Annotated in this window: 23 protein-coding genes; 16 read left to right on the plus strand and 7 right to left on the minus strand. The window is 64.9% G+C overall.

Annotation, left to right across the window (positions count from 1 at the left end; translation table 11 throughout):
* From ACQR1B_RS34735 to ACQR1B_RS34770, 8 genes are all read left to right on the plus strand, one after another.
* The coding region (locus ACQR1B_RS34735; protein ID WP_434875150.1) for a hybrid sensor histidine kinase/response regulator at positions 1-2,526 on the plus strand (2,526 nt) is incomplete at its 5' end.
* A 25-nt stretch (positions 2,527-2,551) separates the two neighbouring features.
* Positions 2,552-3,025: a chemotaxis protein CheW gene (locus tag ACQR1B_RS34740; protein ID WP_434874995.1), complete on the plus strand. Its 474-nt coding sequence runs from the start codon at positions 2,552-2,554 to the stop codon at positions 3,023-3,025.
* A 68-nt stretch (positions 3,026-3,093) separates the two neighbouring features.
* Positions 3,094-3,459: a response regulator gene (locus ACQR1B_RS34745; protein ID WP_434837461.1), complete on the plus strand. Its 366-nt coding sequence runs from the start codon at positions 3,094-3,096 to the stop codon at positions 3,457-3,459.
* 73 nt (positions 3,460-3,532) lie between these two features.
* On the plus strand, positions 3,533-4,708 hold the full coding sequence (locus ACQR1B_RS34750; RefSeq protein ID WP_434837462.1) for a protein-glutamate methylesterase/protein-glutamine glutaminase: 1,176 nt from the start codon (positions 3,533-3,535) through the stop codon (positions 4,706-4,708).
* Positions 4,705-5,574 carry a CheR family methyltransferase gene (locus ACQR1B_RS34755; protein WP_434837463.1) on the plus strand — a complete coding sequence of 290 codons (870 nt, stop codon included), beginning with the start codon at positions 4,705-4,707 and terminating at the stop codon, positions 5,572-5,574. The genes ACQR1B_RS34750 and ACQR1B_RS34755 overlap by 4 nt, the downstream gene beginning before the upstream one ends.
* Before the next feature lie 235 nt (positions 5,575-5,809).
* Positions 5,810-7,564 (plus strand): circadian clock protein KaiC, encoded by a 1,755-nt coding sequence (kaiC, locus tag ACQR1B_RS34760; RefSeq protein WP_434837464.1) that lies wholly within the window; start codon positions 5,810-5,812, stop codon positions 7,562-7,564.
* Positions 7,561-7,857, plus strand: a complete 297-nt coding sequence (locus ACQR1B_RS34765) for a circadian clock KaiB family protein (RefSeq protein WP_434837465.1) — start codon at positions 7,561-7,563, stop codon at positions 7,855-7,857. The genes kaiC and ACQR1B_RS34765 overlap by 4 nt, the downstream gene beginning before the upstream one ends.
* A 13-nt stretch (positions 7,858-7,870) precedes the next feature.
* Positions 7,871-9,358, plus strand: coding sequence for an HWE histidine kinase domain-containing protein (locus tag ACQR1B_RS34770; RefSeq protein ID WP_434837466.1), 1,488 nt, complete (start codon positions 7,871-7,873; stop codon positions 9,356-9,358).
* 140 nt (positions 9,359-9,498) lie between these two features.
* Here ACQR1B_RS34770 and ACQR1B_RS34775 read toward each other — a convergent pair whose 3' ends face one another.
* Entirely contained in the window at positions 9,499-12,372 is a 2,874-nt protein-coding gene (locus tag ACQR1B_RS34775; RefSeq protein ID WP_434837467.1) for an ATP-binding protein, read from the minus strand.
* A 457-nt stretch (positions 12,373-12,829) separates the two neighbouring features.
* On the opposite strand from ACQR1B_RS34775, the gene ACQR1B_RS34780 reads away from it, so the two are divergent.
* The 3 genes from ACQR1B_RS34780 (at position 12,830) to ACQR1B_RS34790 (ending at position 14,828) form a co-directional block, all read left to right on the plus strand.
* Positions 12,830-13,588: an alpha/beta fold hydrolase gene (locus ACQR1B_RS34780; RefSeq protein ID WP_434837468.1), complete on the plus strand. Its 759-nt coding sequence runs from the start codon at positions 12,830-12,832 to the stop codon at positions 13,586-13,588.
* Between the two features lie 154 nt (positions 13,589-13,742).
* Positions 13,743-14,411: a type 1 glutamine amidotransferase domain-containing protein gene (locus tag ACQR1B_RS34785; RefSeq protein ID WP_434837469.1), complete on the plus strand. Its 669-nt coding sequence runs from the start codon at positions 13,743-13,745 to the stop codon at positions 14,409-14,411.
* A gap of 57 nt (positions 14,412-14,468) precedes the next feature.
* The gene (locus ACQR1B_RS34790; RefSeq protein ID WP_434837470.1) at positions 14,469-14,828 is read left to right on the plus strand and encodes a putative quinol monooxygenase; all 360 of its coding nucleotides are present in this window, start codon (positions 14,469-14,471) and stop codon (positions 14,826-14,828) included.
* A gap of 26 nt (positions 14,829-14,854) precedes the next feature.
* On the opposite strand, the gene ACQR1B_RS34795 is transcribed toward ACQR1B_RS34790, so the two are convergent.
* The 6 genes from ACQR1B_RS34795 to ACQR1B_RS34820 form a co-directional block, all read right to left on the minus strand.
* Complete coding sequence (locus ACQR1B_RS34795; RefSeq protein ID WP_434837471.1) at positions 14,855-15,244, minus strand: response regulator; 390 nt, start codon at positions 15,242-15,244, stop codon at positions 14,855-14,857.
* 110 nt (positions 15,245-15,354) lie between these two features.
* A complete protein-coding gene (locus ACQR1B_RS34800; RefSeq protein ID WP_434837472.1) occupies positions 15,355-16,530 on the minus strand; it encodes a glutathionylspermidine synthase family protein in 1,176 nt (391 codons plus the stop codon).
* 5 nt (positions 16,531-16,535) lie between these two features.
* A complete protein-coding gene (locus tag ACQR1B_RS34805) occupies positions 16,536-16,808 on the minus strand; it encodes a hypothetical protein (protein WP_434837473.1) in 273 nt (90 codons plus the stop codon).
* A 61-nt stretch (positions 16,809-16,869) separates the two neighbouring features.
* A complete protein-coding gene (locus ACQR1B_RS34810) occupies positions 16,870-17,274 on the minus strand; it encodes a hypothetical protein (protein ID WP_434837474.1) in 405 nt (134 codons plus the stop codon).
* A gap of 2 nt (positions 17,275-17,276) precedes the next feature.
* Positions 17,277-17,681, minus strand: coding sequence for a DUF350 domain-containing protein (locus ACQR1B_RS34815; RefSeq protein ID WP_434837475.1), 405 nt, complete (start codon positions 17,679-17,681; stop codon positions 17,277-17,279).
* A 69-nt stretch (positions 17,682-17,750) separates the two neighbouring features.
* Positions 17,751-18,506 carry a GntR family transcriptional regulator gene (locus ACQR1B_RS34820; protein ID WP_434837486.1) on the minus strand — a complete coding sequence of 252 codons (756 nt, stop codon included), beginning with the start codon at positions 18,504-18,506 and terminating at the stop codon, positions 17,751-17,753.
* A 191-nt stretch (positions 18,507-18,697) separates the two neighbouring features.
* Here ACQR1B_RS34820 and ACQR1B_RS34825 point away from each other — a divergent pair, with 191 nt between their 5' ends.
* The 5 genes from ACQR1B_RS34825 (at position 18,698) to hydA (ending at position 24,117) form a co-directional block, all read left to right on the plus strand.
* On the plus strand, positions 18,698-19,705 hold the full coding sequence (locus tag ACQR1B_RS34825; protein WP_434837487.1) for an ABC transporter substrate-binding protein: 1,008 nt from the start codon (positions 18,698-18,700) through the stop codon (positions 19,703-19,705).
* Positions 19,706-20,016: 311 nt separating this feature from the next.
* A complete protein-coding gene (locus ACQR1B_RS34830; RefSeq protein WP_434837476.1) occupies positions 20,017-20,829 on the plus strand; it encodes an ABC transporter permease in 813 nt (270 codons plus the stop codon).
* A gap of 2 nt (positions 20,830-20,831) precedes the next feature.
* Complete coding sequence (locus tag ACQR1B_RS34835; RefSeq protein ID WP_434837477.1) at positions 20,832-21,611, plus strand: ABC transporter ATP-binding protein; 780 nt, start codon at positions 20,832-20,834, stop codon at positions 21,609-21,611.
* A gap of 343 nt (positions 21,612-21,954) precedes the next feature.
* A complete protein-coding gene (locus tag ACQR1B_RS34840) occupies positions 21,955-22,683 on the plus strand; it encodes a maleate cis-trans isomerase family protein (RefSeq protein WP_434837478.1) in 729 nt (242 codons plus the stop codon).
* Positions 22,684-22,716: 33 nt separating this feature from the next.
* Positions 22,717-24,117, plus strand: a complete 1,401-nt coding sequence (hydA, locus tag ACQR1B_RS34845) for a dihydropyrimidinase (protein WP_434837479.1) — start codon at positions 22,717-22,719, stop codon at positions 24,115-24,117.
* Positions 24,118-24,552 lie beyond the last annotated feature (435 nt).

Consider the following 24,552-nt stretch of genomic DNA (forward strand, 5'->3'; position numbering starts at 1 on the left):
ATCGACCGCATCAAGGACATCCTGGGCCAGCTCGAGGCCAACGAGGCCGAGCCCGAAGGCGAGGACCGCGACCTCATCAGCGAGCTCGAGGCGATGGTCGAGCGCGGCATGGCGGCGATGGCAGCAGGGGCGGCGGCGCCCGCACCCGCCGCAGCGCCAGAAGCGGCCGCACCGGCTGCGGCGCCGGCCAAGCCCATGACGCAGGGCAGCCTGATCGACCAGACGCTGGAACGGCCGCTGCGCCCCGGCGAAGTGTCGCTCGACGAACTGGAGCGCGCCTTCCGCGAGACTCCGATCGAGATGCCGGCCGCGCACGAGGCGGCCGCGCCGCCGCCCGCACCGGCACCGGTCGCGAAGGCCGAGCCGGCCAAGGTGGAAGCCAAGGCTGAGGCCAAGGCGGAAGCGCCGAAGAAGGCGGCACGCGCCAAGGCCAATGCCGATGGCGAAGTGCAGGAGAGCGACAAGGTCGCCAACCAGTCGATCCGCGTCAACGTCGACACGCTCGAACATCTGATGACGATGGTCTCCGAACTGGTGCTGACCCGCAACCAGCTGCTCGAGATCGCCCGCCGCAACGAGGACACCGAGTTCAAGGTGCCGCTGCAGCGGCTCTCCAACGTCACCGCCGAGCTGCAGGAAGGCGTCATGAAGACGCGCATGCAGCCGATCGGCAATGCCTGGCAGAAGCTGCCGCGCATCGTCCGCGACCTCGCGACCGAACTCGGCAAGCAGATCGAGCTCGAGATGCACGGCGCCGACACCGAGCTCGACCGCCAGGTGCTCGACCTGATCAAGGACCCGCTCACCCACATGGTGCGCAACTCCGCCGATCACGGCCTGGAGACGATGGCCGAGCGCGCCGCCAGCGGCAAGGCCGAGCAGGGCACCATCCGGCTGTCGGCCTATCATGAAGGCGGCCACATCATCATCTGCATCGCCGACAACGGCCGCGGCCTCAACACCGAGCGCATCAAGGCCAAGGCGGTCGCGAACGGTCTCGTCACCGAGGCCGAGCTCGAGAAGATGACGGAAGCGCAGATCCACAAGTTCATCTTCGAGCCGGGCTTCTCGACGGCCGCCGCCGTCACCTCGGTCTCCGGCCGCGGCGTCGGCATGGACGTGGTGCGCACCAACATCGACCAGATCGGCGGCACCATCGACATCAAGTCGGTGGTCGGCGAGGGCACCTCGGTCACCATCAAGATCCCGCTGACGCTGGCCATCGTCTCGGCGCTGATCGTCGAAGCCGGCGGCGACCGCTTCGCGATCCCGCAGCTCGCCGTCGTCGAGCTGGTGCGGGCGCGCGCCAATTCCGAGCACCGCATCGAGCGCATCAAGGACACCGCGGTGCTGCGGCTGCGCAACAAGCTGTTGCCGCTGATGCACCTGAAGAAGCTCCTGAAGATCGACGACGGCTCGTCGACCGATCCGGAGAACGGCTTCATCGTGGTGACGCAGGTCGGCAGCCAGACCTTCGGCATCGTGGTGGATTGCGTGTTCCACACCGAGGAAATCGTGGTCAAGCCGATGTCGACCAAGCTGCGTCACATCGACATGTTCTCGGGCAACACCATCCTGGGCGACGGCGCGGTCATCATGATCATCGATCCGAACGGCATCGCCAAGGCGCTCGGCGCCGCCGGCTCGGCCTCGCAGGCGGTGTCCGACGAGCATGCCGCGCATCACGCGATCGGCGGCGAGCAGCTGACCTCGCTCCTGGTGTTCCGCGCCGGCACGGCGCAGCCCAAGGCGGTCCCGCTGGCGCTGGTCACGCGGCTCGAGGAGATCGCGGCCGACAAGATCGAGATCTCCAACGGCCGCTACATGGTGCAGTACCGCGACCAGCTGATGCCGCTGGTGCAGATGGAAGGCGTGTCGGTGCAGACATCGGGCTCGCAGCCGATCCTGGTGTTCGCCGACGAGACCCGCGCGATGGGCCTCGTGGTCGACGAGATCATCGACATCGTCGAGGAGCGGCTCCACATCCAGGTCTCGGGCGCCAGGGATGGCATCCTCGGCTCGGCGGTGATCAAGAGCCAGGCCACCGAGGTGATCGACGTCGGCCACTTCCTGCCGATGGCGTTCGCGGACTGGTTCATCCGCAAGGAGATGGCCACCGAGGCGCAGACGCAGTCGGTGCTGCTGGTCGACGACTCCCCGTTCTTCCGCAACATGCTGGCGCCGGTGCTGAAGTCGGCCGGCTACAAGGTGCGCACGGCGGCATCGGCGATCGAGGGCCTCGCGACGCTGCGCTCGGGGCACAGCTTCGACATCGTCGTCACCGACATCGAGATGCCGGAGATGAACGGCTTCGAGTTCGCCGAAGCGATCCGCGCCGATCAGAATCTGAACCAGACGCCGGTCATCGCGGTGTCGTCGCTGGTGTCGCCGGCGGCGATCGAGCGCGGCCGCCAGGCCGGGCTCTACGACTACATCGCCAAGTTCGACCGGCCCGGCCTGATCGCGGCGCTGAAGGAACAGATCGAGGAACGGGCGCGCGCCGAAGCCAACCGGCGGGCCGCGTGACAGCAAGGGGCAGGAGTAGCGTGCGATGAGCAGCAGCAAGATCGAAACCACTGACGGCGCCGCCGTCGAATACGTCACTGCCATGATCGGCGGCCAGCTGTTCGGCCTGCCGATCTCGCGGGTGCAGGACGTGTTCATGCCGGAGCGGGTGACGCGGGTGCCGTTGTCGTCGGCCGAGATTGCCGGCGTGTTGAACCTGCGCGGACGCATCGTGACCGTTGTCGACATGCGGGCGCGGCTCGGCCTCGCCCGGGCCGACGACGGCAAGCCGCCGATGGCGGTCGGCGTCGATCTGCGCGGCGAATCCTACGGCCTCCTGATCGACCAGATCGGCGAAGTGCTGCGGCTGCCCGAGGAGAGCCGGGAGGAAAACCCCGTCAACCTCGATCCGCGGATGGCGAAGCTCGCCGGCGGCGTGCATCGCCTCGATGGCCAGCTGATGGTCATTCTCGATGTCGATCGCGTGCTCGAATTGGCTGCCGACAAGATGGCGGCCTGAGGCCGCAGCGTGAGCCCGGCCGCGCGAGACCGCGCGATCGGATTGGACCCTGACTCCGAGAGGCTGATATGAGAACGTGTCTGGTGGTTGACGATTCGAGCGTCATTCGAAAAGTGGCGCGGCGTATCCTGGAAGGTTTGGATTTCCAGATTGTCGAGGCGGAGGACGGCGAGCAGGCGCTTGAGATCTGCAAGCGCAGCCTGCCCGATGCGGTTCTGCTCGACTGGAACATGCCCGTCATGGACGGCTACGAATTCCTCGGCAATCTCAGGCGCATGCCTGGCGGCGACGCGCCGAAGGTCGTGTTCTGCACCACCGAGAACGACGTCGCGCACATCGCGCGCGCGCTGCACGCGGGTGCCAACGAGTACATCATGAAGCCGTTCGACAAGGACATCGTGACAGCCAAATTCCAGGAAGTTGGCTTGATCTGATTGTCCTTCGGCTCAACGGTCCGTGGTCCTCCGGGCTTGCAGTCGTTCCGTGCCTCTGTCCTGTTGGTGAACTATGAGCTTCGCGTTGGCCAGTTCTTCGATCCCTAGTTCGACCAGACAGGAACCTCTCCGGGTGATGGTCGTGGACGATTCCGTCGTCATCCGCGGCATGATCTCGCGTTGGATCAGCTCCGAGCCCGACATGGTGGTGGCGGCGTCGCTGCGCACAGGCCTGGAAGCCGTCAACCAGCTCGATCGCGTCAACCCCGATGTCGCCGTGCTCGACATCGAGATGCCCGAGCTCGACGGCATCGCAGCGTTGCCGAGGCTGCTCGCCAAGAAGAAGAACCTTGCCGTCATCATGGCCTCGACACTGACCCGCCGCAACGCGGAGATCAGCTTCAAGGCGCTGTCGCTCGGTGCGGCCGACTACATTCCGAAGCCCGAGAGCACGCGCGAGGCGTCGGCTGCCGACAATTTTCACTACGACCTGATTCAGAAGATCCGCACTCTCGGGGCCAAGGCGCGGCGCGCGGCTCCCGCGCCGCATGCTCCGGCAGCGCCACATGTCGACCCGCGGTCCGCGCCGGCACTGCGTCCCGCCACGGCGCCGGCAATGCCCGCCGTGCCCGCTCAGATCGCGCGCCGGGCGTTCAGCACGCAGATGCCGAAGGTGCTTCTGATCGGCTCATCCACGGGTGGTCCGCAGGCGTTGATGTCGGTCGTCGCCGAACTCGGCGCGGTCATCGACCGTTTCCCGGTGCTGATCACGCAGCACATGCCGCCGACCTTCACCACCATTCTGGCCGAGCATCTGGCGCGTTCGAGCCGCAGGCCGGCCCATGAGGCGGTCGACGGCGAGGTCATCAAGCCCGGCCAGATCTATCTCGCGCCGGGCGGACGCCACATGCGCGTCGCGCGGCACGGCGTCGACGCCGTGATCGCGCTCGACAATGGTCCGCCGGTCAATTTCTGCAAACCGGCCGTGGACCCTCTGTTCACGTCCGCCGTGGACATCTGGCAGGGCGCGACGCTGGCGGTCATTCTGACCGGCATGGGCTCCGACGGCATGCGCGGCGGCAAGGACATCGTGGCTGCCGGCGGCAGCGTGATCGCGCAGGACGAGGCGACCAGCGTGGTCTGGGGCATGCCCGGTGCGGCCGCCAATGCCGGAATCTGCGCCGCCATCCTTCCCTTGAATCAGATTGCGCCGAAGCTGGTCCGTCTGTTTGCAGGAGACCGTTCGTGACACCCCTGGACTATGAGTTCCTGCGTAAGGTCCTGAAGGATCGTTCAGGCCTCGATCTGTCGGCCGACAAGCAGTACCTGGTCGAAAGCCGGCTGCTGCCGCTGGCCCGTCGCGCCAATCTCCCGGGCATTCCCGAACTGGTGCAGAAGATGAAGAGCGGAGGCGAGCAACTCACGGCTCAGGTGGTCGAGGCCATGACCACCAATGAGACGTTCTTCTTCCGCGACAAGATTCCGTTCGATCATCTGCGCGAAAGCATTCTTCCGGGCCTGGTCCAGTCGCGGGCCAGCCGGCGGTCGCTGCGCATCTGGTCGGCCGCCTGCTCGACCGGCCAGGAGCCGTATTCGATCGCGATGTGCCTGCGCGAATATGGCGCGGCCCTGAGCGGCTGGCGAATCGAGATCGTCGCGACCGACCTCTCGCAGGAGGTGCTCGAAAAGTCGAAGGCCGGACTCTACAGCCAGTTCGAGGTCCAGCGCGGACTGCCGATTCAGCTGCTCGTGAAATACTTCACCCAGCTCGGTGAGCTCTGGCAGCTCAGCGCCGATATCCGCGGCATGGTCCAGCATCGCCAGCTCAATCTGCTGCAGGACTTCTCGCATCTCGGCAAGTTTGACGTGATCTTCTGCCGCAACGTGCTGATCTATTTCGATCAGGAGACCAAGGCCGCGATCTTCGAACGGATGGCCAAGATGCTGGAGCCCGACGGCACCCTGCTGCTCGGCGCGGCCGAGTCGGTGGTCGGCATCACCGATGCGTTCAGGCCAAATCCGGAGCGCCGCGGTCTCTACCAGATCAATCCGGTCCGGAGCCCGCGCGGCGGAGCCGCTCTGCTGCCAGGGCTCAAGGTGGTCGCAGCGCGCTGACCCCCGCGTCGGACTCGCGACGCGATCGGTCGCGATTCGACCGTTCACGTTGCGAACCGGCCCGATTGACCCCGGCTGCCTGATCCCTAGTCCTTCCCGCACGGGCGTCACCGGACGCCCGTAGCCGCCGTCCCGAAACAAATATCGTCCCCCCGCTGGAACTTTTCGCGGCCTGACGCGTCAACTCACGCCTTGGTGTGGGCTGAAGCATGTTGGACGGATGGCGGGGGGTTGGATGAAAACGGGTGTGCGTCCTCGGATCGTGACGCGGGATCTTCCGGTCATCGCGAAAGCGGCGACCGGCATCGACGGCCTCGACGAGGTCACCTTCGGCGGCCTGCCGCAGGGACGGCCGACGCTTCTCTGCGGCGCGGCGGGCTGCGGCAAGACGCTGTTCGCCATGACCTTCCTCTATAACGGCGCGGTCGCCTATGACGAGCCGGGCGTGTTCATCGCCTTCGAGGAACAGCCCGAGGACCTGATCAAGAATGTCGGCTCGCTGCGCTACGACATCGAGAAGCTGATCGAGCAGAAGAAGATCGTCGTCGACCACATCCATCTCGACCGCAACGAGATCGAGGAAGCAGGCGAATATGATCTCGACGGCCTGTTCATCCGCATCGGCTTCGCGATCGACGCCATCGGCGCCAAGCGCGTCGTCATCGATACGATCGAGACGCTGTTCGGCGGTCTCGACAACCAGGCCGTGCTGCGATCCGAGCTGCGCCGGCTGTTCGAATGGCTGAAGAGCAAGGGCGTCACCGCGATCATCACCGGCGAGCGCGGCGACGGCACGCTCACCCGTTACGGTCTGGAAGAATATGTCGCGGACTGCGTGATCCTGCTCGACAACCGCGTCCACGACCAGCTCTCGACGCGCCGGTTGCGTGTCGTGAAATATCGCGGCACGGCGCACGGTACCAACGAATATCCCTTCATCATCGACCAGGAAGGCATCACCGTGATGCCGATCACGTCGTCGGGCCTGTCGCACGACGCGTGGACGGAGCGGGTGTCGACCGGCATCGCCGATCTCGACGACATGCTCGAAGGCAACGGCTACTACAAGGGGTCGAGCATCCTGATCTCCGGCATGGCCGGATCGGGCAAGTCGACGGTGTCGGCGCATTTCGCCAATTCGATCTGCCAATCGGGACAGCGCTGCATCTATTTCGCCTTGGAGGAATCGCCGCAGCAGATCGTCCGGAACATGAAGTCGGTCGGTCTGAACCTGCAGCAATGGGTCGATTGCGGCCTGCTGCGGTTCTCGGCGCGGCGGCCCAATCTCTATGGGCTGGAGACGCATCTCGCCGCGATGCATCGCGAGGTCAAGGAATTCGATCCTGCAGCCGTCGTTGTCGATCCGATCTCGGCGCTGATGGGCGCCGGCATTGCCGGCGACGTGCATTCGATGACGTTGCGGCTCATCGACTTCCTCAAGGCGCGCGGCGTGACGGCGCTATTCACCAATCTCGGCGCCGGCAGCGCCGACACCGCGACCACGGAGATGCAGATCTCCTCGCTCACCGACACCTGGCTGCTGCTCTACAATCGCGAGAGCAATGGCGAGCACAATCGCCAGCTCTATCTGCTGAAGTCGCGCGGCATGGCGCATTCCAACCAGGTCCGCGAATTCCTCATGAGCGCCGACGGCATCGCGTTGCGCGAAGTCTATGTCGGTCCTGACGGCGTGCTCACCGGATCGGCGCGGGTGGCGCAGGAGGCGAGGGACCGCGCAGACAGCCTCTTGCGCGGGCAGGACATCGAGCGCCGCACGCGCGAGGTCGAGCGCCGCCGCCGCGATCTCGCGGCGCAGATCGAGATGCTCAAGGCCCAACTGGCCACCGAGGAGAGCGAGATGGCGCTCATTAATCTGGAAGGCGCTGCCCGCGAGGACCAGCGTTCGGCGGCGCGCGTCGCGCAGGTCGAGAGCCGCTCCTCCAGGCACAGGCCGAACCCCGCAGCCAAACCGTTGAGATCCAGCAAATGACAGCCTCTTCGATTGAACAGGATGGCTACAATCTCCGGCTCTATGTCGCGGGCCAGACGCCGAAGTCGTTGGCGGCCCTCGCCAACCTCAAGAAGCTCTGCGAGACGCATCTGCCGGGCCGCTACACGATCGAGGTGATCGATCTGATGAAGGATCCGGCCCTCGCGCAGCGCGATCAGATCGTCGCCATCCCGACCCTGATCCGTCAGTTGCCCGAGCCGCTCAAGCGAATCATCGGCGACCTGTCCAACGCCGAGAAGGTGCTGGTCGGTCTGGACATCGCACCGAGCTGAACGGAGGACGCGCGTGGCATCAACCGACGCGATGCAGGCCGGACGGCCTCGGAACGAGGCTGAGGAGACGGTAGAGGCCATTCATCGCGGCAATGTCGATGCTGTGGTGGTGCAGGGTCCGAGCGGACCCCAGGTCATCATGCTGCAGGGCGCGGATGCGCCGTATCACGTTCTCGTCGAACGCATGAGCGACGGCGCGCTGACGCTCGATGCCGACGGCTGCATCGTGTACGTCAATTCCAGGCTCTGCGCGCTGACGGGACTCGGCGCGCAAGATCTGGTCGGACGCAGCTTCGCTTCGCTGTTTGCCGGACCGGTGCCACATCAGCGTGCCGATGACGCGGCGAGCGACGCGCAACTGTGCCGCATCGACGGCGGCGATCTGCCGGTCTCGGTGTGGATGCGGCAGATGGCGATGGGGGGCGTGGTGGCCACCCTCGTCACCCTGACCGACATGTCGATCCAGCGCCGCGCCGAGGAGGTCGCCCATGCCGAGCGGTTCGCGCGCTCGATCCTGGAGCAGGCCACCGATGCGGTCGTCGTGCTGGCCCTCGATGGCCGCATCACACATGCGAGCTGGGTGGCCGAGCAACTCGCCGAACGATCGCCGGTCGGGCAATTGTTCTCGGAAGCGTTTGCGCTCGACGCCCAGTCGGCCAGCCAGCAGGGCACCCTGACGCGCTTCTCGCGCGAGAGCCTCGATCAGGCGCTGGCCACCAAGCCGTTTCACGGCCTCGAAGTCGCCTTGCGCAACGAACGCATGTCCGGCCGCTCGTTCCTGCTGTCCGGCGGGCCGCTGGTCAATGACGACAAGGAGGCGGTCGGATCGATCGTCACCTTAACCGACATCACCGAGCGCAAGCGCGCCGAAGAGCAGCAGACCATGCTGGTCGCGGAGCTCAACCACCGGGTCAAGAACATCCTGGCCATCGTGCAATCCGTGGCGGGGCAGACGCTGCGCACCTCGCCCTCGCTGCCGGCCTTCAACAAGGCGTTCTCCGGCCGCATCCAGGCAGTGTCGATCGCGCACGACATCCTGACCCAGACGCGCTGGATCGGCATCGGCTTCAACGAGCTGCTCACCACCGTGCTGGCGCCCTATGGCGTCGGGGAAGGCCGGATCGCGATCGAGGGACCGCCGGTGCTGCTGGAGGCGCGGCTGGTGCTGCCGCTATCCATGGTGCTGCACGAACTCGCGACCAACGCCTCGAAATATGGCGCGCTGTCGGCGCCGTTCGGCCGGGTCACGATCTCCTGGCAACGCTGCGATGACCAAAGCCGGCTGCAGCTCGTCTGGCTGGAGCGGGGCGGACCAATCGTCGAAGGCGGCAGATCGCGCGGTTTCGGCACCACGCTGATCGATCGCGTCGTCCGCTTCGACCTCGACGGCGACGCTGTGCTCGCGTTCGACCCGGAGGGGATCCGCTGCACGCTGACCTTTGCACTGACGGCCGAGACGACACCCGAGCATGTGCCGGCGTCGGCCGTGCAGCCGGACTAGGCGTGGCCTCATTGATCGAGGACGCTTTCTGATGTCGGCCTGCGCCGGATAGCGGCGCGAAAGCAGGCCTCGCAGGAATTCGCTTTGGGCAAGCGGCATGCACCGGCCTATGAGGCCGTTTTCCAGTGGTCTCTCTCGCGTTACGCCTGCCTCTTCGTCGCCGGCACTCCTTCAAGACCGGCGAGGAGGTCGGCGGCGATGACGAGGTCGCGTGTTGCAAACCCCTCGTGGAACGCGCCATAGACACCACGCAGCATCTTACGCGCCTCGCCAATTCGAGCCTGGTCCCGCAGGTGGGTCGCAAGATCGACCGCTGCGCGCAGCTGCCAGGACAACGCGCCGATCTTGCGGGCGAACCTGATCGCTTCGAGGAGCAGTGCCTCTGCGTCATCGCGCCGACCCCGGGCAACAAGGATGGCAGCCTGGATGCGCCTGATTTCCGGGATGCACCAGCCTTCGCTCATCGCGTGGGCAAGATCGAGCGCGGCCTTGATTGTCGCTTCGGCCTCGCCAAGCCGTCCGCGATGAAGGAGCGCATCGGCAAGGACACTTTGGTAGTACGGCAACCGGGCAAGGTAATTGGCTTTCTTGAACTCCTCGATGGCACGTTCGAGGCCATCGATCGCTTCGTCTGAAGGTCCGCCTTGCGAATAGGCCAGCGCTGCACGATAGAAGTCCGCAATCGGACGTCGGGTGATCAGGCCCTGCCGTGCGACATGTTCCGACAACAAATCGACGGTCTTGCCGCACTGCTCGTAGAGCCCGCTCCAATAGAAGATCGGGCACGAATAGGTGAGGGCGTTGTTGAGCGACAGGTGATGGTGGGCCGGGCGCGCGCGCTCGTACGCGCTCATCGCCGTTCGCGCAGCAGCATCCGGGGAACCGGTCAGCCACTGCACCTGCGACAGCGCGCATTCCATGAGAACGACGATATCCGCCAAGTACCGCACGCTGTAGGAGCCGTTGAAATATCGAACGTCGCGTTGCTGAAGGGCTTGAAGACGTCGCAGAGCGTCCGGCAGTCGGCCAAGAAAGAGCTCGGCGATGCCCAAATGCACTTCCCCCTCCGGAAGAATGGAGGGATCGTCTGCCGTGGCCACCGAGGCGAAGGTTTCGATCGTTCGCATTCCCGCGCCGTATTGGGCCGTGAAAAGCTCGAACGCTGCGATCAGCATCAGGCTTCGATGGCGATAGTCGGTATCCCCAATTTCGTTGGCGATCTCCCATGCCCGTCGCAATGCTTCCAGCGCCTCCGGCTTCAGGCCTCTCGTGATCATGGTCGAGGCGCCAAGCCAGAGTTTGAATTTCATCTCGAAGGCCGTGCCCAGCAGGCCCTCGGCCTCGAGCTCGTCGACCGCGCGTGCCACATGGCCATGGCATTCTTCAATGAGAGAGAAATGATTCCAGAGAAGGAGCCCCGCGACAGTCAGGCGTATCCTCAGCGCCCGGTTTGACACGTGCCGGCCACTCCATGCGAGCGCAGCGCGCAGGTCGTCGACGACGTGGCCATAGGCGGTGGCCCATTCGCGAGCTGGGCGCCGCGACCACTCAGCACCGGCCTGCTCGAGCACCGCGCAAATATGCTCGGCATGGCGCCGGCGCACCGCTTGATCCTCTCGGGTGGCACGAAGGCGCTCGACGCAATAGCCGCGCGTGGTCTCCAACAGGCGGTAGCTGACAACTTGCCCGCTTGCGTCCATCGCCAGCAGAGACTTCGCGACCAGCTGCGCCAGCAGGTCCACCAGTTCGGCAGGGCTGCGTCCGGATACGGCTCCCGCCCCGTCTATGTTGAAGGCGCCGGCAAACACGGAGATGGCCCGCAGCACGGCAGCCTGGTCGGCGGACAGGAGGCTGTAACTCCAGTCGAGCGTCGCGATGAGGGACTGCTGTCTCGCGGGGGCTCCCGGAGGCCCGAGCGTGAGCAGCCGGAGACTGTCATCGAGCATCTGCAGGATCCGCTCCGGAGCGAAGGCCGAAGTCTGGGTTGCGGCAAGCTCGATGGCGAGCGCGTTGCCATCGAGGCGCCGGCAGATCTGAACCACGGCCGGCGCATCGGAATCGGTGAGCATGTATCCGGCGCGTTCGGATGCCCGCATCGCGAACAGATCGATTGCAGGATAAGTTCGTGCCTCGTCGACAGTGGGGCGGTCGCGGGGATCGCATTTCAAGCCGCTGAGACGATGTACGAGCTCATCGCGTATCCGCAGCGGTTCACGGCTCGTGGTGAGGATTCGCGCGTGGGTAAGGTGCCGTGCGAGCCGGTCCACGGTCGCCGCCACGTCCGGAAGCATGTGCTCGCAATTGTCGAACACGAGCAACTTTTGTTGTGTCCTCAAGGCGCCAACGACGGCTGTCAATGGATCGCCGCCGGTCAGGCCGATGCCAAGGCCGGCCGTGATCACCGCGGGAATGAACTGCGCGTCGCCGATGGTGCCGAGGTCGATGAACGTGGCTCCATCGGCCAGCGTTCGCGCCAGTGCATGGGCTGCGGTGACGGCCAGCGTCGTCTTGCCGATGCCGCCCGCGCCCACGATCGAGACCACGCGCGATGCCTCCAAGTCGCGCAGAACTGCCTCGATCTCGTTCGCCCGCCCCAAGATCCGCGTCATCTCGCTTGGCAAATCGAGACCTGGCGCGGCTGCCGGCGCAGGGCTCACTATTTGGGTTGTCGGCCCGCTCGCTTGGACGGACCCCACGAAACGATAGCCGCGTCGCGCAACGGTGGCGATATACTCGGCCGCACCCGCCGCTTCGCCGAGTGCGCGCCTGACCGACGCCATGTTGACCTTGAGATTGCTCTCGTCGACGGAGAGGTCCGGCCAAGCGCGCGCGATCAGCTCCGCCTTGCTGACCACCTCGCCGGGGCGCTCGATGAGTGCGGTCAAGAGGTCGAGCGCACGACCGCCAATACGAACGGGCTGCTCTCCCTTGAGCAGCAGCTGTCGCTCCGGAAATAGAACGAACGGGCCAAATGCGAAGGAGCGCGTGGCCCTCTCCAATGAATAGTCCTTCATGGTTTGCCTCTGGAAAGGCACGAAGGGCAATTTGGCAAACCGACAGCCTCCCCTGCATGGCCTCGCGGTGGGCCGCATTCAGGGTTTTGGAAAAGAGAAGCCGGCAGCCAATGCCACGCTATTTTACTATTTCTAACGGCCGTGACTGCGGAAATAAGTGGCATTTCCCGAAGGAAACGTGAGTTCCTCTCGATATTGCAACCTTGCCGTGTCTCTGCATTCATCACCGGCTCTAAAATATCACGGGTCGTAAGCCTGCTGAAGCGCTTCCAAAACAGCACGCTCGCAACGCGCACTTTGTCGCAGGATCTGACGTCCTTCAGCTCCGATCGGGGCATTCCAGGAACGGCGAATTTTTACCTGATTTAACTGGCGTGCGCCCCCAGCCAAAGTACGCTCGCCAGATGTGTCGATCAAAAGCCTCGGAGCGTTTCATCCGTCCGATAGGGATATTGCAATGAAACACATGATCTTGGGAGCGCTTCTCGCCATGGCAGCCAGCCTTCCGTCCTCCGCGCAGACGCAGGAGAGCAAGCCGCTCTCGATCGTTCTCGTACACGGCGCCTTTGTCGACGGCTCGGGCTGGAAAGCTGTCTACGACATTCTGACCCGAGATGGTTATGAGGTTCTGGTCGTCCAGAACTCGACTGCAACGCTCGACGGTGATGTCGAGGCAACCCGGGAGGTCATACGCAAGGCGAGAAAGCCGGTCGTTCTCGTCGGCCACTCGTATGGCGGGGCCGTCATCACCGAAGCGGGAAGCGATGCAAAGGTTCGCAAGCTCGTCTATATTGCTGCGTTCGCGCCAGCGGTCGGGGAATCCGTTCATGAGCTCGCGGCGCGTCCCACTCCGGGCGAGGCGGCGGCACCGTTGTTGCCGCCGAGCGGCGGCTTTCTTCTGGTCGATCCGGTGAAGTTTTCGAGCGCGTTTGCTCAGGATGTCGATCCCTCCATCACGGCCTTCATGGCCGCAGCACAGGTTCCTTGGGGACTTCAAGCGGTCGATCACAAGATCACCGTCGCAGCATGGAAGGACAAGCCCGTTCACTACATGCTGACGACGCAGGATCACATGGTGCCGCCCAGCACCCAGCGCTTCATGGCGTCGCGCGCAAAAGCGAAGCTTGCCGAGCTAGCGAGCAGCCATGCCGCGATGCTCTCCCACCCGCGGGAAGTTGCGGCCTTCATCGATGGCGTAGCTTCGGAAGCAGACTGAAGTCACTGGCCCGCTGTACGAAGGGCTATTCGAAACACGAGCGTCACTTCGTCAGCGCGCGCCATAGGTTGCTTGAGCCTCTGCGCAACGCCACGTCAACCGCGATGGGACCGAGGTCAGGGTTTAGCGCCGTCGCAACACCAAAGGGGATATCATGACTCAACACGTCCTGTTCATCGTCAGCAACGCGGCGGTGATCGGTCCGCACAATCGTAAGACAGGCTTCTTTTTCGCCGAGGTCGCGCATCCGTTCGATGTTCTCGACAAGGCAGGCATCGCCGTTGAGTTCGCTTCTCTCAGGGGCGGATGGACGCCGTATGACGCCTACGACGAGAAAGATCCTGCGGAGAAAGCCTTTCTGGAAAGCAAAGCCTTTCGCCGCCTGAATCGCAGCCGCAAATTGGCTGAATTGGATGCTGCGGATTATGATGCCATCCTCGTGCCGGGCGGTCTTGGACCGATGGTCGACATCCAGCGTAACCCTATCGTTAAGAATGCAGTCGTGCGCGCCTGGACTACGGGAAAGTTCGTGACTGCCGTTTGTCACGGCCCGTGCGCACTTCTCGGCGTCGACCTTGGCGACGGCAAGCCGTTCGTGCAGGGCAAGAAGCTGACGTCGTTCTCCAAGAAGGAAGAGTACGACTACGCGCGCGAAGATGTTCCTTACGAGCTCGAAGATGCCCTGCGAGCAGAGGGCGCCGAATATACGTCGGTGGCGAACTGGCAGCCTCACGTCGTCGTCGATGGACGCCTCATCACGGGCCAGAATCCAGCCTCGGCCGGCCCGCTGGCTCATGAGTTGCTGGCAGCACTCAGAAAATAGAAAGCCTGCATCGCCTGGACGGCCTGAAGGCCGCGGTCACTTTGAAGGAACTGGTGGATGACGATGCCGTCAAAGATCACTGCCATTCTGGTTGCCCATCCGGGCAAGAGCGTCGAGCTCAGAGAGCTGCTCGTCGGCATGGCGCCGCATTGCCGGGCAGAGCCCGGCAACCTGCGTTGGGATGTCTGGCGCGACAGTTCGAACGATCATCGTTACGTCCTCGATGAACTTTACCGGGATGTCACGGCGGTCGAAGCGCATCGGGCCTCGCAGCATTACCTGGCCTATTTGGCCAAAGTTCCCGAACTGGCCGAACGCACGGCAGTGATCGCGGAGGTCGTGGACGTGGGGGTGATGGGTGCCGTCGGCATATTCGCCGCGTCCAGCCATCGCGAGAGCGTAGCCTCCGCGAGCTGACGTCTACGTGCCTATGAGCCCGCGCCCTAGCTCGTCGATCTCCGCAGGAACGTCGCTTCGCACATCGCGCGCAGCGCGCGCTCGTCGAATGGCTTGGCGAGCCGCGGCAGGCTGCGGAACTCCGGCGGGAACAGGGTCGCATCGTCATAGCCGGAGGTGATGACGATCTTCAGGCCGAGCGCGATCAGTTGCTGCAGGATCGCGAAGATCTGTTCGCCGCGCAGATTGACGTCGAGCAGCGCGCCATCGAGCGCGCCGCGTTCGGCCTCGCGCAACACCTCGGCCACGCGCGACACCGGGCCGATCACGTCGCAGCCGAACCCCTGCAGCACCGTCTCGAGTTCCAACGCGATCAGTCCTTCGTCTTCGGCGACGAGGATGCGCAAGCCTTCGAGCTGGGAATTGTCCGTCGCCATGCCTCATATCCGCCGGTGCGTCGCCGCTGCGTCGGGACCTCCGTCCCTGCGCTCTATCTAACCATCTTCGACGGGGTGTCGAGGCGTTTTCGAGCCGGTTGGTCAACAACTTACAGGATCGCATGCGGCAGAAAGCGCGACCGGTTGCCGGTGATCGGTGTCGAATCCTCCCGGATCGACAGGCCGCAGGGGTCGTGGGCGACCAGCCAGCTGCCGATCACCGGGAACACGCCGCCGAAGTCCGGCAGTGGCGCCAGGGCCTGGCGGATGAAGCCTTCGGCGCCGTAAGGACCGTCCTGTGCCGACACGGCGATGCCGTCCGAGACCACGCTGACATTGGCGCCCTCGCGCGAATAGATCGGTTTGCGCACGAAGCTCGGGCCGAGGCTCGCCGCTTTGGGATCGTCCTCGAAAAAAGCGGGCAGCAGGTTCGGATGGCCTTCGAACATCTGCCAGAGCAGCGGCAGGATGCCCTTGTTGGACAGGATCGATTTCCAGGGCGGCTCGACCCACTGCGTCGGCGCGCTCGCGAGCTTGGCGCCAAAGGCATCGCGGAACATCCACTCCCAGGGATAGAGCTTGAAGGCGAGCGCGATGTCGGTGCCATCGAGATCGACGAAGCCGCCGCCGGCCTCGCGCCAGCCGATGTCGGCGATGTCGAGGGCGGTGGTCTGCAAACCGGCCTGCGCGGCGGTATCGGCCAGATAGGCCAGGGTCGCGGCATCCTCGGCCTCGCCGGTCATTCCGGTCAGGTGCAGCGGGCGCCCCTTGCAGAGTTCACGCCAGCGCTTGATCAGCCGTTCATGGATCGAGTTGTACTGATCCGCACGTCCCGGGATAATGCGCCGCTCGATCGCCTGCTCCAGCCAGGTCCATTGGAACACGGCCGCCTCGAAGATCGAGGTCGGCGTGTCGGCGTTGTATTCGAGCAGTTTTGCGGGCGTGCGGCCGCCGTCCCGAAAGCCCTGAAAGCTGAGGTCGAACCGTCCATAGAGGCTGGCATCGCTGCGCTTCCAGCTTTCCGCCAGCAACGGCCAGAACGCTTCCGGGATCTTCAGCCGGCGTAGCAGCGTCTCGTCGGCGATGACACGTGCGACGAGTTCGAGACACATCTGCTCGATGTCGCCGGTCGGCTCCTCGATGCCGAGCTCGATCTCGGCGATCGTGAACGCGTAGTAGGCGCGTTCATCCCAGTAGCGCTCTCCGTCCAGTTCGTAGAAGTCGAATCCGCATTGCGTCGCCGTCTCCCGCCAGTCGTCGCGCTCGAGGCAGGGGATGCGCTGCATCTGGGTTAGCCGCCGATATGACCATGCATGCCGTGCCCGTGGAAGCGGTGCACGGCATGACCAAAGCCGCCATGAACGGCCCGGCAATGAACTCGCCCGCGCGGTCCGGGCGCAGCTTCGCGCCCGGGGCCGCACGATCGTTTGCTCGAAAAACCCATCGAGACCGCTGCGATGGCGGCAGTCTCAATCGTCGTCAGCACCACACGGCGCGGACGTTTCATCGGATCGATCCCGATCAGTCGGCAGGCCAGTTTTTTATGTTTGTCAGTCTGTGTCAAAGATCCGAATCCGAACAAACAACACAAAGACGGTGGTTTCGCGGCGATCCGGCGACGGAAATCAGCCGCCGCCACCGAAGCCGAAACCGTGCCCGAAGCCACCGAAGCCGCCGCGCGAGACGTGGGCGGACGATGCGTCGGCGACATGGCTCGAGCTGCTGCTTCGGGAATCGCTGTCGCTGCTGGAGAAGCCCCAGCGGCCGGAGCCGCTGCCGCCGCCACTGCTGCTGCTGCTCGACCGATGGGTCGTGCAGTCGCCGGGCTGAGGCTGGCCGGCCATCGCAGGCCCATCAGCGCCTGGCTGCGGGCAGTTCTGCTGGCGCGGCATCAGCGCATAGGCCGTGCCGCCGACGGCGAGCGTGCCCATCAGCAGCAGCGCGACGTGGCCGGAGCGCTTCACCGGCGGTGTCGCCGGAGGCGGGGGCATCGGCCTGCGCTTGCCGAATTCGCGACGTTGCTCGGCCATGGTCAGATGATCATCGAGGCGGCGTTGAGCGCGCCGGCGGAGAGGGAGGCAAGCCCGAGCCAGATCGCGGAGGCCATTTCGCCGGCGACGATGCGCTGGGCGAGGTCGGGCACGGGAATGCGGACGAGATAATAGACGACCACCTGGACGATCAGCGCGACCAGCGCCCAGATCAGGCAGTCCAGCACGTTGGCGGAATGGGCGATGGCGCTGACCAGCGGCAGCGTGAAGCCGAGCAGGCTGAGACCGAGCGAGATCGCGGCGGACGGATGATTGTCGCGGATCAGCTGGAATTCATTGTAGGGCGTGACGCGCGTATAGATGAAAAGGTACGCCGTCACCGCGAACAGCGCGGTGCAGAAATAAACCAGGAAAGCCGGCAGGCCGGCGAGCGATTGCAGGATCATGATCGGGTCCGACGCGTGGGGCTTTCATCTGTCGCGGCGCCAGCATGACCGGTTCGACGTGAACAAAGTCTATGCGCCGGGCCCCTGATCCTGCTGGGTCTGCTCCAGCATCTGCAGCACCGAATCGCCGGTCTTGCGGGTGTGTTCACTGAGCGCCTGCGCGAAGCCGCCGGCGTCGCGGGCGCGGAGCAGGGCCATGAACGCCTCATGCTCCCGAAGCGACTCGTCCCAGCGGCGCGCGTCGTAATTGGCCACCGCGCGCGCCCGGAACACGCTGGCATGCAGGGTGCTCCACATGTTGAGCAGCACGGCGTTGCCGGCGAGCGTCGTGATCTCGGTATGGATCTGCTGGTTCAGGCGGAAGTAGGCGGCGCGCTCGGCCGCCTGATGCAGCGTCACCAGCTCGGCATGCATCGCATCGAGCCTGGCGATGTCGTCCGTCGTTGCGCGCGCGGCGGCGGCGCGGCCGGCGGCAGCGTCGAGCGCGACCATCACGTCGAAGATCTCGGCGATCTCGCTTGCGTCGATCGGCGTCACCACCGGCGTGCGATGCGGGCGCAGCGCGATCAGGCCTTCGGCGGCGAGGATCTTGAAGGCCTCGCGCAGCGGCGTGCGCGACACGCCGAAGGTCTCGCACAGCATGCGCTCCGGCAGGGCAGCGCCGGCGGCGAGTTCGCCGTCGACGATCATCTCCCGCACCTTGGCGACCAGCTGATCGTGCAGCGACAGCCGCTCCAGCGGCCGCTTGGACTGGTCGGACGACAGCTTCAGCCGCGCCGGCTTGAAGCGCGTCTTCAGTCTGGGCCGTGGTGCCGGGGTGGTCATGTCAGCCACGGAGGCCTCGCTGTGCATTGCCCGAGATTCGGGCGCGCCGCCCGCGGATGAGGCAGATCATCGAATTTCAATCCAGATCTAGATATTGATTTTATTATAAAAAATCAACATTGCATATCGCATCCAATTGGCATGTGACTTGCTGATGGGAGGCCAAAGCCATGAACCGACCTGCCTTGGAGATCGACGTGAAACGCTTTCTGCTCCCCCTTCTTGCCCTGCTCGTGCTGGCGCTCCCCGCCCGGAGCTTTGCCGAGGACGCGCCGAAGATCAAACTCGGCTACGCCAAATGTGCGCATTGCACCCCGATGTCGCTGACGCCGCAATTCGCGGAGGGCGTCGCGATCGATGCCGTCAGCTTCAACACCGGCACGGATGCGCTGACCGCGCTGGTGTCGAAGAACATCGACGTCGCCCAGGTGACCTATCTGCACTACGCCATCGCGCTCGACAAAGGTTTCGACGTCGTCGCCATCTCCGGCCAGGTCAATGGCGGCTCGGCGCTGCTGCTCGCCAACGATCTGGACGTGGCGCAGGGCGACTGGGGCGCGCTGAAGGCGCTGATCGCGAAATACAAGGCCGACGGCAAGCCGTTCCGCGTCGCCGCCTCGCGCGGCAACGCGCAGGACATCCACATGCGCGGCGCCTTCGCCAAGCAGGGCATCGACATCAACAAGGACGTTCAGTTCATCAACATTCCCAACCCGTCGGACCATCTGCAGGCGCTGCGCCGCGGCGAGGTCGAGCTGATCTGCACCGTCGAGCCGTTCGCCACCCAGATCATGCAGGCCAAGGCGGCAAAATTCTTCGGCTTCCCCTATGACCAGGCCGCCGGCAAGCTGACCAACCTGATCCTGACCCGCTCCGACGTCATCACGTCGAACCCGAAGGCGCTGGAGGGCGTGGTGCGCGCGGTGGTGAAGGTCGACGCCCACATCGCCGCCGACAAGCCGGCGCTGATCGAGGTGATCTCCAAGATCACCGGCCTCGACAAGGCGATCGCGACAGGCGCGGTCGAGAACCTCGATCCCGATCCGAAGATGTACCGCGCCTCGGCGCTCGCGATCGCCACCATGATGCGCGATCTGAAATACATCAACTCGGACGTCACCGCGGCCGTCGAGAAGAATCTCGACTACCGCTTCCTGGAAGCCGCCACGGGCAAGCCGAAGAGTGAGCTGGGGTACTGATGAGGCGGTGAATGCGACCGATGAGGCGAGATCGAGCCGCACGGGCAGTGCACCCTCTCCCCTTGCGGGAGAGGGTGGTTTCTCACGGAGTGAGAAACCGGGTGAGGGGTCTCTCTCCGCGATCTCGCCTGCCGAGACAGACCCCTCACCCAACCGAGTTCGCTGCGCAGCCCTGCATGCCCTCTCCCACAAGGGGAGAGGGCGCGGTCACGCGCAGCTCGCTCGCGGTTACTTCTTATGCGGTGGAACGAGCAGTTTCAGGACGACGCGAACGATCAGTCGATGATGTTTGAACACGTGATGGCTATCCCATGACCTCCGCACTGCTCCAGCTCCGCAAGCTCGATCGCACTATCGTCCCGGTGCTCGTGCTCGCCGGCTGGGAAATCTTCTCGCGCTCCGGCACGCTGCCGGCGGCGCTGCTGCCGGCGCCGTCGACCGTGCTGTGGGCGTGGGCCGACTGGCTGGTCGGCACCGACGGCAACACCCAGACCTACAGCGCGCATTGGCTCGCCGACATGCTGGCCAGCCTGTCGCGCGTCGCGGCGGGCTTTGCCATCGCCACGATACTGGGCGTCGCGCTCGGCGTCGCCATCGGCTGGTCGCGCAAGATCGAGATCATTATCGAGCCGACCTTGCAGATGCTGCGCCCGATCCCGCCGGTGTCGTGGATTCCGCTCGCCATCATCTGGTTCGGCATCGCCAACAAGCCGGCGATCTTCCTGGTGTTCTTAGGCGCCTTCTTCCCGATCCTGCTCAACACCATCCATGGCGTGAAGACCTGCGACCGTAATCTCATCCGCGCCGGCGCCATGGTCGGCGGCAGCGAGCGCAAGCTGCTGCGCTACATCGTGGTGCCGGCGGCAATGCCGAGCATCTTCGCGGGGCTTCGCATCGGCATCGGCTCGGCCTGGATGCTGACCGTGACCGCCGAGATGGTTGCGGTGAAGAGCGGGCTCGGCTACGTGCTGTGGGACAGCTACTACTTCCTGCGCTACGATCTGGTGCTGGCGGCGATGGCGAGCATCGGACTGCTCGGCTTCGGCAGCGACCTCGCCATCCGCCTCGTGATGGCGCGCGTGCTACACTGGCAGCGCAACACCACCTTGGGCGGCGGGGAGTGAGCATGGCCACGATCGAGATTGCTGATCTTTCCAAGGTCTTCACCGACAGGAAGCGTAATGCCGAGGTGACGGCGCTCGCCGACGTCAGCCTCTCCATCGCGCGCAACGAGTTCGTCTGCCTGCTCGGCCCGTCCGGCTGCGGCAAGTCGACCCTGCTCAACATGATCGCCGGCTTCGAGCAGCCGAGCACAGGCCACGTCACGGTCGACGGCCGGCCGGTGACGGCGCCCGGCGCCGACCGCGGCGTCGTGTTCCAGCACGCCAATCTGATGCCGTGGCTGCCGGTGTGGGAGAACGTCGCCTTCCATCTGCTGCTCGGCGGCGGCCAGAAGGCCGAGCGCCGTGCGCGGGCGCAGGTCTATATCGACATGGTCGGCCTCACCGGTTTCGAGAATCACTATCCGTCCGAGCTGTCCGGCGGCATGAACCAGCGCGTCGGCATTGCGCGGGCGCTCTTGATGAACCCGCAGGTCATCCTGATGGACGAGCCGTTCGGCGCGCTCGACGAGCAGACCCGCATGGACATGCAGACCGAGCTGGTGCGCATCTGGCAGCAGCACCAGGGCACGATCGTGTTCGTCACCCACGGCATCGACGAGGCGCTGACCTTGGGCACGCATGTCGCGGTCATGAGCGCGCGCCCGGGGCGGATCGTCGAGATCATCCCGATCAATCTGCCGCGGCCGCGGGACATCACGAGCCCGCAGTTCAACGCGCTGAAGCGCCACATCCTGGCGCTGCTGCGCGGGGAAAAGGCGGCGCAGGAGAGGGCTCCTGCATGAGGCGCGGCTTGCTTGATCTTGAAGAGCTTCGTCATGGACAAGCATGGTCGAGCCGAAGCGCGAGTCCATTGGCGGCGCACGCTGTCTCGACGACGGCGGTGCACCCTCTCCCCTTGTGGGAGAGGGTGGTTTCTCACGCAGTGAGAAACCGGGTGAGGGGTCTCTCTCCGCGATCTCATTCGTCGAGGCAGACCCCTCACCCGAGCGAGTTCGCTGCACGCGCCTGCATGCCCTCTCCCACAAGGGGAGAGGGCGCATCAATGCGCGGCTCGCCCGCTGCTGCTGCTGTGGAATTGCCGTTAGTCACGCCGGCTCTAGTCATGCAAAGAGGGCATAATCACCCATGACCAAACGCACCCTTCTCGGCATGCTCACGCCCTCGTCCAACACCGCGCTGGAGCCGATCACGTCCGCAATGGTGGCCGGCCTGCCGAACGTGTCGGCGCATTTCTCGCGCTTCAAGGTCACCGAGATCGCGCTGTCGAGCGATGCGCTGGCGCAGTTCGACATCAGCAACATCCTGCGCGCGGCGGAATTGCTGGCGCATGCCAAGGTCGACGTCATCGGCTGGAACGGCACGTCCTCCGGCTGGCTCGGCTTCGAGGCTGATGTGCGCCTCTGCGAGCAGATCACCGCGGCGACCGGGATCCCCGCGACCACCTCGATGCTGGCGCTGAACGAGATCCTGGCGGCCGCGAAGGCGACCTCGCTCGGCCTCGTCACCCCCTATCGCGACGACGTGCAGGCGCGCATCATCGCCAATTATGAAAAACTCGGCATCGCCTGCCGCGGCGACCGGCACCTCAATCTGCAGGATAATTTCTCCTTCGCGGAGGTGACGCCGGCCGAGATCGAGACCATGATCCGCGAGGTCGCGCGCGAGAAGCCGGATGCGATCGCGGTGGTCTGCACCAACATGCGGGCCGCGCCTCTGGTTGCGCGGCTCGAGCTGGAGACCGGCATTCCCATTCTCGACACCATCGCCACCGTGGTATGGAAATCCCTGAAGCTGGCCGGCGTCGATATCAGGGGCGTCAGCGAGTGGGGATCGCTGTTTCACAAATTCGCCTGAGCTTGACTGCATTGGATTGGGAGAGCGCGTCACATGGCAGCCTTCGACACCGTCATCCGCAACGGCACCGTCGCCACCGCGAGCGACACGTTCAAAGCCGATGTCGCCATCAAACAGGGCCGCATTGCCGCAATCGGTGAAGCCATCACCGATGCCGACGAGATCGTCGATGCGACGGGCCTGCTGGTGCTGCCCGGCGGCATCGACAGCCATGTCCACATCAGCCAGCCCTCCGGCCCCGGCATCGTCATGGCCGACGATTTCGAGAGCGCCACGCGCGCCGCGGCGTTCGGCGGCAACACCTTCGTGATGCCATACTGCCTGCAGGAGAAGGGCCAGCCGCTGCGCGCGGCGCTCAAGGATTACCACGCGCTGGCCGACAACGCCTGCTACGTCGACCACTCCTTCCATCTCATCATCGCCGACCCCACCGATGCCGTGCTCGGCCAGGAGCTGCCGGCGCTGGTTGCCGACGGCTATTCGTCGCTGAAGATCTTCATGACCTATGAAGGGCTCGCGCTGAACGACTACGAGATCCTCGGCGTGCTGCAGGTCGCGCGTGAGCAGGGCGCGCTGGTCCAGATCCACGCCGAGAACTACGACGCCATCCGCTTCCTCACCGACCGGCTGGAGCGCGCCGGAAAGATCGCGCCGTACTATCACGGCAAGTCGCGGCCGATCCCGGTCGAGCGCGAGGCGACGCATCGCGCGATCTCGCTGGCCGAGCTGATCGATGTTCCCATCGTCATCGTCCACGTCTCCAACCGCGAGGCGATGGAGGAGATCCGCCGCGCGCAGGTCCGCGGCCTGAAGATCCACGGCGAGACCTGCCCGCAATATCTGGTGCTGACCGAAGAGGACATGCAGGGCCTCAACATGGAGGGCGCCAAATATGTCTGCTCGCCGCCGCCGCGCGACAAGGCGAGCCAGGAGGCATGCTGGGAAGGCCTGCAGCAGGGCGTGTTCTCGCTGTTCTCGTCGGATCATTGCCCGTTCCGCTACGACGACGAGGCCGGCAAGCTGACGCCGAAGGGCCGCACCAGCTTCCGCTGGGTGCCGAACGGCATTCCCGGCGTCGAGACCCGGCTGCCGATCCTGTTCTCGGAAGGCGTCGGCAAGGGCCGCATCACGCTGAACCAGTTCGTCGCCTTCACCGCCACCAACCACGCCAAGACCTACGGCCTGAAAGGCAAGGGCTCGATCGCCATCGGCTATGACGCCGACATCGCGCTGTGGGATCCGGCCAAGACGGCCAAGATCAGCCAGTCCAGCCTGCACCACGGCTCCGACTACACGCCGTATGAAGGCATCGACATCACCGGCTGGCCGGTCGCGACGATGCTGCGCGGCAAATTCGTCGTGCGCGACGGCCAGCTGGTTGGCGCGAAAGGCAATGGCCGCTACGTCACCCGCGGCAAGCCGGGCGTGGCCTGAGGCACGCTCTGTCCGCCGTTACGGCCATGATACACTCGACTGCGATGAGCAGTGAAGGCAAGTCGGGGTGAGGGGCTGCGGCTCGGGTGGTGCGAATGGTGAGCGCTATAACTCTCGCTCGTATTTCATCAGGCGCTACTATTGACCTCGCTCAGCACACGAAGCCCCTGATCGTGAGGCTCTAGCCGCGATCCTGGCGTGAATGCGGAAGGGCTAGCACAGATAATTCCCGTGCGGCTGCCCCTCACCCCAGCCCTCTCCCCGTAAGAACGGGGAGAGGGAGCGCAGCGTCATCGGAGGCGCCTGGGCGACTCCAAAATCCGGCCTCCCGATGAACGCCGCAGCGCTCCCTCCCGCACCGCACCATCACCCGCGCCGCCTCCGCTCTCCACTTCCTGTTCCGGATGTGTCGAACCCTTGTCACAACCACGCGAC

Source organism: Bradyrhizobium oligotrophicum, from assembly GCF_051168495.1.
Classification (GTDB): domain Bacteria; phylum Pseudomonadota; class Alphaproteobacteria; order Rhizobiales; family Xanthobacteraceae; genus Bradyrhizobium; species Bradyrhizobium oligotrophicum_A.